We start from the raw sequence: 15,598 nt of genomic DNA, 5'->3' as shown, positions 1-15,598 counted from the left end.
GGTGGCGATCCTTTCTATGCTGTGATTGCCGAGCGCTTCTAAGAAAAGCTTACGCCTTTAAATAGGGGACAGGGGGTTCGGAAACTTTAGTGGTACTAAGTTGCAGTCAAAGATAGGAGATAGAGAGACAAGGCAAGGATGATCAGGGGCCGAGAAAGTACTATGTATGAACGCAACTTGGTATGAACCCTCTTTTGTTACTTTGATCAGAGAATATTCCCAAACAGCCAATTTGTAGGGGCAAAGCATTCGTGCCACCAATTTCGGGGAGAAGGGCAAAAGCCCTATACACGAATGCTTTGCATTTTTCTCTACTCGAAGTAAAAAAAGGGGTGAAAGGTCTTTTCCACTCTTCTCGGCTCCCGTGTATAGAAAGCTTTCAGGAAATGTATCTAAAGTTAGATTAACTTTCTCTTAACTTTCAATTAATCTATTTTCAATCATTTATTAATAACTCACGTAGAAATTTCCCAATAGCCAGAGAAACATTAATTGGCTGCCTTCGATTAGAGTTTGAAGGTAAATCATTTTCAGTTTGCTAAATGTCCACTTACTTAGGTAATCTGGTCTATTTCTCGATACCAGAAAAACAATCAAAGAATCATGCCAGTGAAACTTGATATAAAAGACAGCTCAAGTCGATTGCTTTATTTATTTTTAGCTACAGATTTAGTTTTTATTATTCTTCATCTTTTATACCTGAACACTGACTTCGTTTCCAATAAATATTTCTCTATCCAGGAAGATCGAGGATATGCAGAAATATTTCAATATATAAAAGAGTATTGGATTTTTCTGTTGTTGGGTATCTTGGCTATAAAACAGCGGTCTCTTCTGTATCTGGGTTGGTCTCTGCTGTTCTTTTACGTGTTACTGGATGATTTTTTCGCTATCCACGAAAATTTAGGTGAAATCGCAAGCGAAAGACTCCGTTTACTGCCTGTGTTCAACTTGCGGGCGGTAGATTTTGGCGAAGTTATTGTGTCGGCATGTGTAGGTTTATTTTTCTTGTTCTTCCTTGCGATCGCCTATCGTTTTGGTAGCCGCATTTCCAGGGAGACATCCAAGTATTTGATTATAATGCTTTTTGCTCTCGCTGCATTGGGGATTGCAGTAGATCTGCTTCATAGTATGCTAAGGTTTTCCTCTATGGAACCTCTCCTAGTCCTTGTGGAAGATGGGGGTGAAATGCTAGTCATGAGCGTAATTGCCTGGTTTGTCTTCAGATGCTCTGAGTCTTTGTATCCGAATGTGAACCCTCTGAAACAGCAGGAGCAGATATTGCAGGGACAATACAGGTAAGCTGCGAGCATAAGTCAATTACCCCTCATTGTTTCCTGATGCTCGGCATCGGTGGTAGCGTTCCTTTCTAGGCTGCGATTGCCTGAAGCGCCTCATACTGGGTTGCAGTCTAATGTAAAATTTAACAAGCCACAGAGTCACAGAGGACGATAAGGTAAGAGGAAGAGAAAGAGAAAGAGAAAGAGAGAGTGATACGTTTAAATACAACTCGATATCACTCTCATATTTTTAGTTTGGAAAGTTCTCTGCTAAGCTTCTATAAACCTAAATATCACAGCAGAGAGTTTGCTACGTGGAGAGCAAACTTCTGTGTTTTTGTGTTCCAAGGAAAGCTACATTTTCAGGAAGCATGTCAGTGCCAGCAAACAGCACTCAAGTAGGTTGGGTTGAGCGTAAGTGAAACCCAAAAAGCCAGCTAGAGAGTTGAGGGAAGGCACCTCAACCCAACTTCTAAAGGTGACATGCTTCCGATTTCCAGTTTATGGGGAAGTCTGCACTGTCTCACTATCTACAATAACGGAATGAAATCAATTCAACCAACAACCAATAACTCGATTACTTTTTTAAAAAAATATATTACTTCTTCTGAATCAATATTTTTAATATTTCTTTGTTTAGGTTTGGCAGGAATTCTTAATCATGCAATGTGGCGTGATGAACTGAATCCCTGGTTGGTTGCTAGAGATAGTAACTCCCTCGCTGAGCTATTCCGGAATATCAAATACGAAGGACATCCAGGACTATGGTACATCTGCCTTTATCTACTTAATCAATTTACTCATAATCCATTAGCTATGCAAATTATTCACTTAATGATAGCTAGTGGATCTATTTATATATTCTTGAAATATTCTAGCTTCACTCAATTGCAGAAAATCTTATTTACTTTCGGATACCTGCCATTTTATGAATATCTCATTATTAGTAGAAATTATGCTATTGGCCTACTGATAATTTTTGCTTTTTGTGCCTTATATAATACCAGGCAAAAAAGTTATCTTATACTATCAGTACTCTTGTTTCTTCTCGCTAACTCCAATGCCTATTGCCTCTTTATTTCTATAGCTCTGGGATTAGGGCTAATCTTAGAGTACAGCTTACGAAAACAATTAGCGATCGCAACCCTAGCTAGCCGCACTGATTTAGTCTGTAGCTTAACTGTCTTTTTGCTGGGTATTGCTATCTCCCTGGCACAACTCGTTCCTCCTAGCGACAGTACTTTACAGGGTGGACTAGCGGGATGGACGTTACACTTTGACATTAGGCATTTAGCCAAAGCACTCATCAGGATTTGGAATAGTTACATTGTCATTCTTATTCCCGGTGATTCAAGTGTAGAAGTATTTCTGTTTGCGGCCTTGGCTCTAGTGTTCTTTCTTTTTGCCTCAACTCTATTAATTCGTAAGCCGATCGCCTGCTTCATTTATATAGTTGCTACTTCAAAAATTGTCCTATTTACCTACGTTAAATTTCTGGGTTCAGCCAGACATTACGGACACCTATATATTGTATTAATTGCCTCCTTATGGATTGCCAGTTATTATCCAAAATCCAATCTTTTGCTTCAACCCTTTACCAGTAGAGTAAGAGTTTTACAAAATATCGGTACAACTTGGCTCAAGTTTGTCCAAAAGTATAAAACAGCCTTTCTTATACTAATTCTCTTTGCCCAGTTAGCAGCTGGGTTGGTTGCCTTTGGTCGAGATTTAGTAGTTCCCTACTCGGCTAGCCGAGCAGCTGCCACATATATTCAAAGCCAACATCTAGAGCAAATGTTTATCATTGGGAGCCGCGATGCTACTATCTCTCCCTTATGTGGTTATTTAAATAGAAAAATTTATTACCCAGAACGTCAGAGTCTGGGCAGCTTTGTGCTATTCAATAGTCAAAGGAAAGAAGTTGATGCTACTGCTGTCTTAGAGCAAGTTAGCCAACTCCTTCAACAAAATCCTACAACTATTCTCCTCATCCTGAACCATGAACTCAAAATAGCAAGGGCTGACTTAAGAGTATCGACCTTATCAAAGTTCACTAAAAGTTTGATTTTTAACGAGAAATACTATTTATATGAGGTCAGCCCTGTAATAAAAACTTAATCACTCATCTATCTTTGCCAAAAATTGGGAAGCTTTAGTACACAACTCCTGGTGACAGGTGCCATTACTGGCCATTAAGCCACCCCACTGATTGACATCTCCCTGGTTATACATTAAGGGTGTGCCATCAAAATGGGTAAATTGTCCCCCCGCTTCGGTGAGAATTAATTCTGGAGCAGCCATATCCCAGTCTTTAGGAGCAGACTTTCCGGAGAGAGAAATATAAACATCTGCCCGCTGTTCAATGATGGTGACAATCTTACAACCTACGCTACCAACGTAGTGCTTTGCTTTGAAGGACAACTGGCTCAATAATTGATTGAACCGTTCGTCTCGGTGGGTGCGACTGACGACCACCGACAAATCTGCGATGGTCGCTTCGTTAACCGCCTTCGGCATCGCCTCACGTTGTGATACCTGCACAGGTGTAGTAACACCATCCTGTGTTTCCACAAAAGTGCCGCCGCCAAGGGTAGCGTAATACAGCTTCTGGGCTTCAGGCCATGCGACCACAGCTACTACGGGTCTTCCTTGATAAACTAGGGCAATGTGAACGGCATATTCACCCGTCTTATCAATAAAGTCTCGCGTTCCATCCAATGGGTCAATGATCCATACCCAAGGAGTATGTACTAGGGACTCTCTGGATTGCTCCGACAGGGATTTATAGGTTTCCTCGCTCAGATAGCCGAAATTTTCTGTACCAAAAACTGCATGGAGTTTTTCCAGGATGTAGTGATTTGCCGCCACATCAGCCGCTGTAACGGGACCATCTTTTTTTTCTTGGATGTCTAAATTGCTGTCATTGGCATGACCGCGATAAAAGGAACGTAGGATGTCAGCAGCACCCCAACCCACAGAACGGGCGATCGCGACAATTTCTTCTAACCCCTCATACTGCCCATCGCCCGAATATTGCAACACGGTCACTTACTTCTCCCGATACGTTTAACAGTCTTAGCTTGAGCCTTGTTAGAGTACTTAACAAGAGTCCAGAAGCTCAGCTCTTATACTAGTTGACTTTTCTATCACACGCCTGCCTTGGGTGATTCCGACACTGTGAACACAGGTTTTTGTCTAGTTTTTTAAAGAACTTATAAGAAAGCGTTACTAAAAAAATGAGGTCGAAATCTTTCAAAAGCTGAGCACAACAAGATTATGCACTCTTTACGAGGATTTGCCCTCATGGAGCGGTTATTAAATGTTTTTTCACCCCAACGCTCACCCAGGGAATTCACGCTTCAATGGATTTAGTAGAACCAGATAGCTTCAGCTCCAGCGAAAGTTAACTGAGACAGTAGTTCAGTTAACTTGAGTAATGCTTACAGCAATATTTCTCTGTAGCTTGCCTGACTCTGGGAGGACTGAAGCTTATTTGTTGGGTTGGCAGCTCATTTTGCTCGGAAGAAATCACTGTAAGGATTGACAATTATGAAACGCATTTGCCAACTAGCTCAATTGATATTGGACTTCTACCGGGAGGAACCTAAAGAACTCCGGCAGCTTGAAGCTCTACGCATTTGCAAAGTCTTCCGACGTTGGGGTGTTTTGTATATTCGCTGCCCTAATCCAGAGGCTGTTGCTGCAATTGTGGACGCCGGTTTAGCGATCGCAGAACCCGTTGCCAGACTCAGGTTGGCTAAAAAAATTACAGTTTTGAATAATAATAGTTCGATTGTCACGTTTCCCCTTGATTTCAGCAAAATCAAGGCTTGAGCGGATATAGGAACGTTTGCTCATAGTAGAAAACTTACTTATAGGGTTTGGGTGTATCTTGAGAAAGCTACTGCCCTCTAACAAGTACACCCAAATTGACTCACCAAGCTAAAAAATGAGCGATCGCGACGACCAAGTGCTTTACTTGGTGGCTGAAATTCCTTGTTTATTTGAATCTGACGATTGGTAAGAGGTTTCTAAGGACTCAACTTGCTGTTCCCGTTTCTGAGTAATAGAGTTGAGCACACCCGCAGTTACCCTAGTATTCAACTGGTTAGCCAGGACAGCATCAACGGAATACTGTCCGCCACCATACACCAAGAATAACTGGAAGCAGGCTGCATAAAGCATGGACAGTTCCAAGTAAGGAATGCTGAAACCAGCGACCAGAATGTGATGATACATCGCCACTAGCATCGTCGATAGCAATGCCGCAGCCGCAGGACGAGTCAGAAGACCCAATGCCAGCAACGGTGCGCCCATCAACTCAGCAGAAGCCGCGCAGTAGCTGAAGAAAATGGGAAAGGGCAAGCCGATGACAGAGACATAAGCCTCGGCAAAGCTCTCAATATTGGACAACTTATCCAAACCGTTGTGAATCATTACTAATCCAGCAACGACTCGGAGAACCGTCCAGCTCACCTGAGACCACGAATTGGCGGACACATGAGGTTTCAACACAGCTGCTAGGTAAGCTGTGAGGCGATCGGTAGTATTCATTATTGTTATTTCCAGAAAAAGTAGAGATGAGTAATTTGTATACCTATATTAAGAATATTAATTAAGTTTTGTAAACTTGGAAACTCGTTTCCAAGTTTTTTAGCCAAATCTGTTGCTAAAAATCATTGATATTAGCCAGAGCATAGGCATTACAGCAAATTCATCCTTTTGAAATAGCTACAAGTAATAATGATAAATAATATAAGTTTTATTAATTATGCAGAGAACTACTGTGACAGAAGCTTTTAGGGAAGGTGAAGGGCTAGCGCCCGCGCTGGTACTAAGGGGCGCTGCTATTGGCTAGAGCATCGGTTCATTAATCATCAGGTTAAGACGATTTTCCGTAGGGGCTCAAAGCTATCGGAAAAAGCCATCAAATCCTTACGGGGCACGCAATTCTGGGTTGCCGCTACTATTATTAATGAATCGGCAATCTAGGCAAACATGAACGATGATGGAGTGCGATCGCTATGAAACCAGTCAGAAAATCGACACATTAAACTTAACTAACCTTGACATTCAAGCTACAATGTCCGTTGGTGTGAGTAAGCAAATATAACTACCTAACGGCTGATGTCAACTCGTTTATCTAGTCTCATCGATTCCCCTCGTCCGGTTGGTAACTCTCAAGCCATGAGAACTTCAAGGGCTGCCGTAACTGAAAACCCCCGCCTGCTAGCATTGATGAAATCTCTGTATCAGGCTGACCAGCAAGTCAAGTACCTGCATTTGCAAGCAGAAGTTGAATCTCTATTGCAGCAGCTACAAATCCTGAAGCAGCAACGGCAAGGCTCACCAGTGAACTCGGACAACGGGAATTAGGGATAATAAAATAGAAGATTTTGTCGTCAGTAGAACTGTTTATCACCCTCAGCAGCGCTCTGGGTGTAATAGCACTTTTTGTCTCTGACTCGAAGATCGGGCAGATTAAAAGCTTTGCCTGCCAGTAGGTCTTTTATCCTGGCGGGTATTTTGGTGTGATTAAACATGCGTCCTCTACCAACACTGACCCTGGAGAAAACAATTTTTTCATGACTATATCGGCAATTAAAGAAACAGGCTCCAACTCAGCATCCCTAGCGACCGCTACTTCCCTGCGATTAAAGGACATTTTGCACACCTTACCGCGAGAGGTTTTTACCAAGAACCGTCGTAAAGCCTGGACTTTGGTACTCGTGAATGTCTTAATGGTCTGCTTGGGGTACTGGGGTTTGGCGGTGGTGCCCTGGTTTCTTTTACCCCCTTTATGGATTTTTACCGGTACAGCGTTGACCGGTTTTTTTGTAATTGGTCATGATTGCGGGCACCGCTCTTTTGCAAATCGGCGCTGGGTGAATGACCTTGTCGGGCATTTGGCCTTTCTACCGCTGATTTATCCCTTTCACAGCTGGCGACTGCTACACAATCACCATCACGCTCATACCAATAAACTGGAAGAAGACAATGCATGGCACCCCTTTACACCAGAGTTTTATGCCAGCAGTCCTGGTTGGGTGCAGTGGTTTTACCAGATAATCCGGGGTCGATTTTGGTGGATTGGTTCGATCGCCCATTGGTCATTGATGCACTTTAAGTGGAATCAGTTTCAGGGCAAACGCCGCTCTCAAGTCAAGTTCTCGGTGTTGGTTACACTCGGTTTTGCGGCGATCGCATTTCCTCTACTGATTGCTACAACGGGTATCTGGGGATTCGTCAAATTTTGGCTCATGCCTTGGATGGTGTACCACTTCTGGATGAGTACCTTCACCATCGTTCACCACACAGCACCTGACATTCCTTTCACCCCAACTCGTGAGTGGAATGAGGCCCAAGCTCAGCTTTTTGGCACCGTCCATTGTACCTATCCCCGTTGGGTCGAATTTCTCTGCCACGACATCAACGTCCACATCCCCCATCACATTTCCACCGCGATTCCTTCCTATAATTTGCGACTGGCTCATAGCGCTCTCAAGGAAAATTGGGGTGACAAACTTTATGAGTGTCGTTTCTCCTGGTCTTTAATGAAGCAAATTACAGACCAGTGCCACCTTCACAGGGCAGATAATTACTATCAGTCTTTTATGGACTATCGCGCTAAACTCTAGCTTATATCTCTTCACAATCAAGTCTTAAGAATGAGCCACATGCACCTTTTAGTATTTTTGTCAACTAAAAGGTGCTTGTTGTTTTATCATTTTCTGGGAAATCTAGTACAGCATGGCGGATATGAACCGTCAGTTTAGGATAAATTCACACATCAAGGGCTCATAACCATTTGGCTGAAAATCTTTGCCATCTTCAGAAGTTCCTCATTAATTGAGATGAATTTTAAAGCATCAGACTGATTTTGTGTTCTCAAGGTTGTGTGCGCATTAGCAGATAGCAGTAGCGTTGTCGAGAGAGTAGTCGCAAAGCTAGATAAAAAGATTGACAGCGACCCCAATGTCTATTTTTCACTAATAACGAAAAAATCAACTCATCAATAATAGTTCAAGCCGACGAAATCTCTAGCAGGAGAGTTCCTCGTAAAATTCAAAATCACTTTACAAATCCGCCTTTAGGTTAAACTTTAGGTCAACAAAAGCATATCGCTCTAGGAAAAGAGACTAACAAGAAGTTAGAACTGATTTCAGAGGTCATTAAATTGAATAATATCAATATTTTGTACCTTAGAAATAAAAAATAATCTCAGATAAAGGGTCAGAAATTATTATTTATTTCTTATTGAAAAATCAGCTCTATTTTTTGGGTAGTGAGTATTATGAAATCCAACCAACGCTGGCAAAACTTATCAGTAGCTGTTGCAACAGTATTAATGTCTTGGGGAGTGGGAGCGGCAGCTCAAGCTTTTACATTTACTAACCCGACTACCGGAAATGAATATTTTTTGACTGATGCTCCATTAACTTGGATTGAAGCTCAAGCACAGGCTGTTGCAGCGGGTGGAAATCTAGTCACAATCAACAATACTGAGGAACAAAAGTGGCTCTTAGATGTTTTTGGAAACACTGAACTTTTTTGGATTGGATTGACCGATCAACAAACTGAAGGTGTTTGGAGGTGGGCTAGTGGAGAAGAGGTTACTTACACCAATTGGACTCCCTACGAACCCAACAATGCTCAATTTTTCGGAGGACAATATATTGGAGGCGAGAACTATGTTGTTATGAATTGGCAGAACAACGGACAATGGAACGACTTAGCTAATAGTTTTATTAAATCTCGCGGTATCGTCGAAATCGTTAAAGATTGTATCGGCAAAATGACTCATATTTTCGATAACGAGAGTGAGCTAGCTTGTCAGTCTAGAGATTCTAAATAAGTTTTGCAAGGCAATTAACGAGCGATATTAGATTTTAGATTTGCAGGATGCCTACCTCATAAGAATTTAGATCACCCTAAGTGGGATGAGCCGGAAAGCCCATCCCACTATTTTTGCAGGGAACCTGATGATTAAAAATCTTGCATCCTGGCAAGTATTATTGCCTGGATAAGGTAAAGACTGATTTTACTGAGAATTATTTTCACTTAAAAGGTTGTTAATTTTATCCTTTTGACGCTGCTGCTGTCTGGCTTGCATCCGGTATTTCCAGTCTCGAATGGCGATCGCAGCTTTAGCAGCGGGAGAGTGATGGTTTTGAGACGTGTAATCATTTTTGCGTGCCGCTGCCTCTGGAGCGGGTTGGTAGCGAGTCAACAGACACGTAGCTAGGCTGTCTTGAGGGGAGTCTTGATCGAGTACTCGCAGAATTGAGCCAACCGATTGATAGCGATCACTTAGAGAAATTTTGAGCATTTTGCTCAAAACCTTAGCAAAGGGTTCACTCACCGGCACGGAATTTTGCCAGAGTAGTTCACCCGTATGGCGATCGCTATCGAAATCCAAGGGTGCTTTCCCGGTCAATAAATAAAGGCAAGTTATACCAAGAGCATAAATGTCGCTGGCAAACACAGGTCGCAGGGAAAATTGCTCTGGCGGCGCAAATCCTACTGTGCCAATAAAATGGGTGGTTGGTGCTTTCATACTGGTCTCTCCCGCCTGAGCCATTAGCTCTTTAACGGCTCCAAAGTCAATCAGAACAAGTCTCCCATCATCCTGACAACGAATAATATTTTGGGGCTTGATATCTCGATGAATCACCTGCTGCTTGTGGACATACTGCAATAACACCAGCATTTCGCGCAGGAAGTTTTTGACCCATTCTTCCGAAAAACAACCGGAACGTCTGACAAGCCTTGCTACAGTCGAACCACGCACATATTCCTGAACCAGGTAAAATTCCCCATCAGCAACGAAGTAATCGAGCAATCTCGGTATTTGGGAGTGACTCCCCAACTTGCCGAGAATTTTTGCCTCTCGCTCAAAGCGGGTTTGAGCATTCTCTAAAGCTGAAGCATCCGTGACTTTTGGGCACAATTGCTTGATTACGCACAAAGGTTCACCCGGCAATCCAACATCTCTGGCTAGAAAGGTAACACCAAAACCCCCTCTACCTAGCATCCGTAGGACTTCATAGCGATCGCGAAATAGCTGTTGTTGACCACACAGCTGACCTAACTGTGTTTGCTGCAACACATCAGAGTGAAAGGAGGACAAGTTTCCGGGTGCAAAATTCATGCGTCTTCAGGAGCAGGATGATACACATCTCCAGTATGCGTTTAGTCTAAGAAAAAGTCTTCCCCTTCACGAAGGTATTAAGAAAGAATCATCGTATCAGCAAAGGGAGTCAGCATCTATCTGGATATCAACAGTTGAATCATGTTGCCCTACTTCGTTGATAATAAGGCTATCGAAGAGCAACTATGACTATGCATCCGACCTTAGAGAAAGCATTCGACCAGAGCCGAGTCCTTAAAGTAATTAGCGGCTTGAATAACTTTGACGCCCAACGCGTTGCCGCGACGGTAAAAGCCGCCGAGCGAGGCGGTGCGACGTTCGTGGATATCGCTGCTGATCCAGATTTGGTCAGGTTGGTACGCGATTTGACAAAATTGCCAATTTGTGTATCTGCCGTAGAGGCCGAGCGATTTGTTGCCGCCGTTGAAGCGGGAGCCGATCTGATCGAGATTGGTAACTTTGATAGCTTTTACGCTCAGGGACGGCGGTTTGAGGCCGAAGAAGTGTTGGCGCTGACTCGTGAAACGCGATCGCTCCTGCCTCACGTTACCCTGTCTGTAACCGTTCCCCACATTCTGACCTTAGATCGGCAAGTGCAACTGGCTGAAGATTTGGTACAAGCGGGAGCCGACATTATCCAAACCGAAGGCGGAACCAGCAGTACACCGCGCTCAGCCGGAACCCTGGGCTTAATTGAAAAAGCTGCACCAACCTTAGCCGCTGCTTACAGTATTTCCCGTGCTGTCTCGGTACCCGTACTGTGTGCCTCCGGCTTATCCAGCGTGACTGTACCGATGGCAATTGCTGCCGGTGCGAGCGGTGTTGGTGTCGGTTCCGCCATCAATCAGTTGGATAACGAAGTCGCAATGGTCGCTGTTGTCCGCAGTCTGGTTGAAGCCTTGGCGACGGTTAGTCCTCAGAGGGTTCACGTCTAAGCCGCACTATCAATTTTGGATTCTTTCTCTGTTTAGGAGAGAGGCAGGGGGCTAAAAGCTAGGCATTGCTGAATTAAGGAATGCACTATGTCGAAATGCTCCTTGTAGCTATCCAACCGTCTAGCAGGGCTGTCATTAGGGCAGCCCTTACCTCATTGCACCAATCCGTAATAGCGATCGCTAAACTCGTTCTAGAACCAAGCAATCCTTCAAGCTATAGACAACTTGTTGCTGCTCCTCAAAGGAAAGTTCTGGGAAGATTGGCAAAGCTAACACTTCATGGCAAATTTGCTCAGCCACTGGCAACTGACCCATTTGGTAGCCTAACTTCAGGTAGACGGGCTGCAAGTGCAAGGGCAAAGGATAATAAACCATTGCAGTAACCCCTAACTTCTGGAGCTGGTTCCGCACTTCGTCCCTAAAGCGTCCACTGCTACTGTCTTGAGTCAGACGAATGGTGTACTGATTCCAGACACAACGGCTCTCTGGCTGCTCTTGGGGAAGCACCAATCCAGGAATTGACTGTAACAGCTGCTGATAGGTAGCGGCTAATTCACGGCGTGCATCATTCCATCGATCCAGATAAGGCAGCTTGGTGAGGAGGATGGCAGCTTGTAGAGCATCCAAACGACTATTGATGCCAGTAGCTTCATGGTAATAACGGCTGACCATGCCATGTTCTCGCAGCTGGCGAATGGTGGCAGCAATGCTCTTATCGTTAGTGATGATTGCCCCACCATCTCCACAAGCGCCTAAATTCTTAGTGGGGAAAAAACTGAAGCAGCCAATATGTCCAATGCTTCCTACTTTTTGTCCCGACCATTCTGCACCCGTCGCCTGAGCACAGTCCTCAATGACCGCGAGTCCGTAATCCTGTGCTATGTCCATAATGGCGGTCATATTCATCGGTTGCCCAAACAGGTGAACCGGTATAATCGCCTTCGTTTTGTCAGTGATCGCAGCCGCTAGCTGATTTACGTCGAGATTGAACGTTTGGGCGTCGATATCGACAAACACTGGCTTGGCACCGACAGCGGTAATCACCTCGGCTGTGGCAATAAAGGTAAAGGGCGTTGTAATGACCTCATCCCCTGAGCCAATCTGCAACGCTCGTAGCGCCAGATAAAGGGCGTCAGTGCCGGAGTTACATGCGATACCTTCACTCACACCCATGTAAGCCGCAAACTGCTGCTCAAAGCTTTCGACCATTGGGCCGCCGATGTAACGTCCAGAGGTCAAAACGTCCTGAACAGCAGCACTCACTTGTTCACCTATAGCTTGGTACTGCCGCTTCAGGTCAATAGGGGGAATATTTCTCACTCGCTTACACCTAGAATTTTTACTTAAATAAACCAAATTTTGCGGCAAAAGGGAATCCAGGCATCCCCATTCCTTATTCCCTCAGAATGCTAAAATCCTCAATTTGTTTCAAGGGACTGGGGAGTGGGAACACGGGAAATTTCGTTTATACCCCCCCTCCCTGCCTCCATAACTGGTCATGCCGTGAGAATCTGACAGAATAGTCTAGAGAGAGATTAGGAGCTGGAATTGCTGCTGTTTCAAGAGTTTTTGACCAGCTTCTGGAGATTAGTCAAGCAAGGGAGTGAGCTTTTCTGGAGTGGAAGATTCTTTAATTCAACTTACCCCGATCCACTTAGTCTGGGCATTGGGTATGATGGCGATCGCAATTGGGTTATCTAGCTGGCAAAAGCTGGGATTAGAACTGCAACTAGCGATCGCTACCGGAAGAACCGTTGTCCAGTTGTTGGTTGTCGGTTCTATCCTGGCTATCATCTTTGACTTAAAAGATCCAGTAGCCGTTCCGGGCGTCCTAGGGGTCTTAATGGTGATGCTGATGATAGCCACAATTACGACCCGCAATCGCATCGGGAAAAAGATTCCTCAGCTGATTCCGGTGGTGTTCGGTTCAATGTTTTTCAGTACTGCTTTGACATTGAGTTATACCAATTTGTTGATTATTCACCCCAAAACTTGGTATGAGCCACAGTACTTAATTCCGTTGGCGGGTATTGTACTGGGTAATGCCATGAACGGAGCGGCGATCGCGGGGGAACGACTCGTCAGTACTATTAAGAGCAGTCGCCTGGAAATCGAAACCCATCTAAGCTTGGGTGCAACAGGCCGACAGGCAGTGGAAGCCTATCGCAAAGATGCCATCCGTGCTGGATTAATTCCTACCCTCAATCAAATGATGATTGTAGGTGTCGTTACACTACCGGGAATGATTACCGGTCAACTCCTGAGTGGCATTGACCCGTTAAACGCCGCATCTTACCAGATTTTAATCATGTTTATGATTGCCTTCGCCAACCTGATAACAACGGTGTTGGTTACTCAAGGTGTTGCTCGTCAATTTTTTAACGCACAAGCGCAGCTCCAGTTACCCTAATAGAAGCATGAAAATCCGCAGTTCATTGGCCTATGAAGATTTAGTGAAGTAAGTTCTTTCATTATGTGAAGTCAGTTTCTCCACGATTAATATTGGGAACACTAAGCCACTTCTTATCACTTTTCCAGCATTTCATAGAGTGAAGTTCCTTGTAAAAATATAAGGATAAGGACATGGATAAACTATCTACCGAAGAAAAAGCTCTGCGCGATCGCATCCTCAATTGGCAATCGCCTACCGTAGATGATTTAAAGAATATCCGCGCTATTGAACAGATAGGCACAGAAATGCTAGAAACTATTTTGCAGTTTTGCCCTAATAATCACGAAAGAGACGAAGCGATCGATTGCTTAGAAGTGCTTCTGACTTGGACAAGAAAATCAATCGTTAGGGGAAACGGAATTGATCATTAATACTGCGCTAATTGGAGTTACAAGTTTTACTCATGAGCAGCAGAAGGTTGGTATAAAGTTCTAATCTTGCAAGTTATCCTCCTTGCCAACACTTTCGCGATCGTGTGGTTCTAGAAGACCTGTCATATCAGGGCCAGAGGGGATGATGCCGCCTGGATTCAGAGGGAACAGGTTCCCATAGTAATCTTGCTTCACAGCATCTAGGTTACAGGTATCAGCCACTCCGGGAAGCTGATACAGGTCACGAAGATAGACTCCCAAATTCTTATAGTCCCGAATTCTCCGACGATTACACTTAAATAAACCGTAATAGGCCACATCAAAGCGAAACAGTGTAGTGAAAAGACGAACATCTGCCAGCGTAACTCTATCGCCACAAAGGTATCGACTGGTCTCCAGCACCGCGTCAATCTCATCTAGGGTTGCAAATAGCTCATTGCAGACTTGGTTGTAAGCTTCTTGAGTTTGAGCAAAGCCGCAACGATACACGCCGTTGTTTACCGAATGATAGATTTTCTCGTTCCAGCCGTCAATTTTCTCCTGAAGTTTCTCTGGGTAAAGGTCGAGTTTGGGATTTTTGGCGAACTCGTTGAATTGGGAGTTCAGCATTACGATAATCTCAGAACTTTCATTGTTGACAATGCTCTTCGTCTTAGAGTCCCACAGCACAGGAACTGTGGAACGCCCACTGTAGCCGGGTTTTGCTAGCTGGTACAACTGTGCCAGTATGCGGCAACCTTCCTCTTCCTCGTTGAATACCCAACCTCCCTCAATCGGTGAAGGAGATACGATGGACACTGATATGGCATCTTCCAGCCCCTTCAGTGCGCGAACGATGAGGGTACGGTGTGCCCAAGGGCAGCTGAGTCCGACGTAGAGATGGTAGCGTCCCACTTCGGGTTGATAGGGATTGTCTTCCTCCCTCCCGATCAAGTTTCTGAACTGGCTGCTTGGGCGAATGTACGCTCCTTCTTTATTGCGTGGGGCAAGATTGGACATCATGATGTGCCACATTGTTGTCCAGACAAACTTCCCGAACTTGATAATGAGCTTGGGAGGAAGTGACTTGCCCTTCTTCTTGGGTTTGGGAAGTTCGGTTTGGGGTTTGGTGAGACTTGGGTTGTCTTTCGCAGGAGCAGTAGATTGTGACATAAGCTTACAGCTGCCGAGGGCTGAAGTGATTATTGGTTTGTGTCCCCTAGCTTGACAATAAGACAGAGGGCAGAAGGAATAACAATTTTCATTCCTTCCTTATGAGCGCTGCTCATGGTGTCTAGCTTATCAATCCAGCAGTCATGGTGCGTTACGCTACGCTACTAACACACCCTATTAATAGAGGCTGTGCATAAGTCCTAACAAACATCTTTACGTCGTCACGGTACATTCGCCTCCCATCCGATGAGAGCATG

14 protein-coding genes are annotated in these 15,598 nt (G+C 44.4%); 9 read left to right on the top strand and 5 right to left on the bottom strand.

All coding sequences use genetic code 11. The features are described 5' to 3' along the window. The first annotated feature begins 603 nt into the window (after positions 1 to 603). A complete protein-coding gene (locus V6C93_RS25840; protein WP_333479539.1) occupies positions 604 to 1,302 on the top strand; it encodes a hypothetical protein in 699 nt (232 codons plus the stop codon). A gap of 521 nt (positions 1,303 to 1,823) precedes the next feature. Continuing rightward, a complete protein-coding gene (locus V6C93_RS25835; RefSeq protein WP_333479538.1) occupies positions 1,824 to 3,398 on the top strand; it encodes a hypothetical protein in 1,575 nt (524 codons plus the stop codon). Here the strand turns inward: V6C93_RS25835 and V6C93_RS25830 are convergent, their stop codons facing one another. Beyond that, entirely contained in the window at positions 3,399 to 4,328 is a 930-nt protein-coding gene (locus tag V6C93_RS25830) for a 3'(2'),5'-bisphosphate nucleotidase CysQ (protein WP_349262843.1), read from the bottom strand. It lies immediately after the preceding gene. Positions 4,329 to 4,829: 501 nt separating this feature from the next. Here V6C93_RS25830 and V6C93_RS25825 point away from each other — a divergent pair. Next, entirely contained in the window at positions 4,830 to 5,114 is a 285-nt protein-coding gene (locus tag V6C93_RS25825; RefSeq protein WP_333479536.1) for a hypothetical protein, read from the top strand. A 141-nt stretch (positions 5,115 to 5,255) separates the two neighbouring features. Here V6C93_RS25825 and V6C93_RS25820 read toward each other — a convergent pair whose 3' ends face one another. Continuing rightward, the gene (locus tag V6C93_RS25820; protein WP_333479535.1) at positions 5,256 to 5,834 is read right to left on the bottom strand and encodes a DoxX family protein; all 579 of its coding nucleotides are present in this window, start codon (positions 5,832 to 5,834) and stop codon (positions 5,256 to 5,258) included. 573 nt (positions 5,835 to 6,407) lie between these two features. On the opposite strand from V6C93_RS25820, the gene V6C93_RS25815 reads away from it, so the two are divergent. The 3 genes from V6C93_RS25815 to V6C93_RS25805 all read left to right on the top strand — a co-directional run bounded on the left by V6C93_RS25815 (position 6,408) and on the right by V6C93_RS25805 (position 9,135). After that, entirely contained in the window at positions 6,408 to 6,656 is a 249-nt protein-coding gene (locus tag V6C93_RS25815) for a hypothetical protein (RefSeq protein WP_333479534.1), read from the top strand. 209 nt (positions 6,657 to 6,865) lie between these two features. Beyond that, positions 6,866 to 7,918 (top strand): fatty acid desaturase, encoded by a 1,053-nt coding sequence (locus tag V6C93_RS25810; RefSeq protein ID WP_333479533.1) that lies wholly within the window; start codon positions 6,866 to 6,868, stop codon positions 7,916 to 7,918. A 656-nt stretch (positions 7,919 to 8,574) separates the two neighbouring features. Next, complete coding sequence (locus V6C93_RS25805; RefSeq protein ID WP_333479532.1) at positions 8,575 to 9,135, top strand: C-type lectin domain-containing protein; 561 nt, start codon at positions 8,575 to 8,577, stop codon at positions 9,133 to 9,135. A gap of 186 nt (positions 9,136 to 9,321) precedes the next feature. On the opposite strand, the gene V6C93_RS25800 is transcribed toward V6C93_RS25805, so the two are convergent. Further along, on the bottom strand, positions 9,322 to 10,431 hold the full coding sequence (locus V6C93_RS25800) for a serine/threonine-protein kinase (protein WP_333479531.1): 1,110 nt from the start codon (positions 10,429 to 10,431) through the stop codon (positions 9,322 to 9,324). 185 nt (positions 10,432 to 10,616) lie between these two features. Here V6C93_RS25800 and V6C93_RS25795 point away from each other — a divergent pair, with 185 nt between their 5' ends. Next, a complete protein-coding gene (locus V6C93_RS25795; protein WP_333479530.1) occupies positions 10,617 to 11,366 on the top strand; it encodes a DUF561 domain-containing protein in 750 nt (249 codons plus the stop codon). 180 nt (positions 11,367 to 11,546) lie between these two features. On the opposite strand, the gene V6C93_RS25790 is transcribed toward V6C93_RS25795, so the two are convergent. Further along, the gene (locus V6C93_RS25790; RefSeq protein WP_333479529.1) at positions 11,547 to 12,686 is read right to left on the bottom strand and encodes a DegT/DnrJ/EryC1/StrS family aminotransferase; all 1,140 of its coding nucleotides are present in this window, start codon (positions 12,684 to 12,686) and stop codon (positions 11,547 to 11,549) included. 298 nt (positions 12,687 to 12,984) lie between these two features. Between V6C93_RS25790 and V6C93_RS25785 the strand changes: the two genes are divergently transcribed. Both V6C93_RS25785 and V6C93_RS25780 read left to right on the top strand, forming a co-directional pair. Beyond that, positions 12,985 to 13,776: an ABC transporter permease gene (locus V6C93_RS25785; protein WP_333479528.1), complete on the top strand. Its 792-nt coding sequence runs from the start codon at positions 12,985 to 12,987 to the stop codon at positions 13,774 to 13,776. Positions 13,777 to 13,949: 173 nt separating this feature from the next. Then, the gene (locus V6C93_RS25780; protein ID WP_333479527.1) at positions 13,950 to 14,189 is read left to right on the top strand and encodes a hypothetical protein; all 240 of its coding nucleotides are present in this window, start codon (positions 13,950 to 13,952) and stop codon (positions 14,187 to 14,189) included. Between the two features lie 60 nt (positions 14,190 to 14,249). On the opposite strand, the gene V6C93_RS25775 is transcribed toward V6C93_RS25780, so the two are convergent. Further along, on the bottom strand, positions 14,250 to 15,341 hold the full coding sequence (locus V6C93_RS25775) for a glutathione S-transferase family protein (RefSeq protein WP_333479526.1): 1,092 nt from the start codon (positions 15,339 to 15,341) through the stop codon (positions 14,250 to 14,252). Positions 15,342 to 15,598 lie beyond the last annotated feature (257 nt).

This window comes from Allocoleopsis sp., from assembly GCF_036703385.1.
GTDB lineage: Bacteria > Cyanobacteriota > Cyanobacteriia > Cyanobacteriales > Coleofasciculaceae > Allocoleopsis.
The sequence above is the reverse complement of the archived record's forward strand: the minus strand, read 5'-3'. Positions and strand labels throughout refer to the sequence as shown.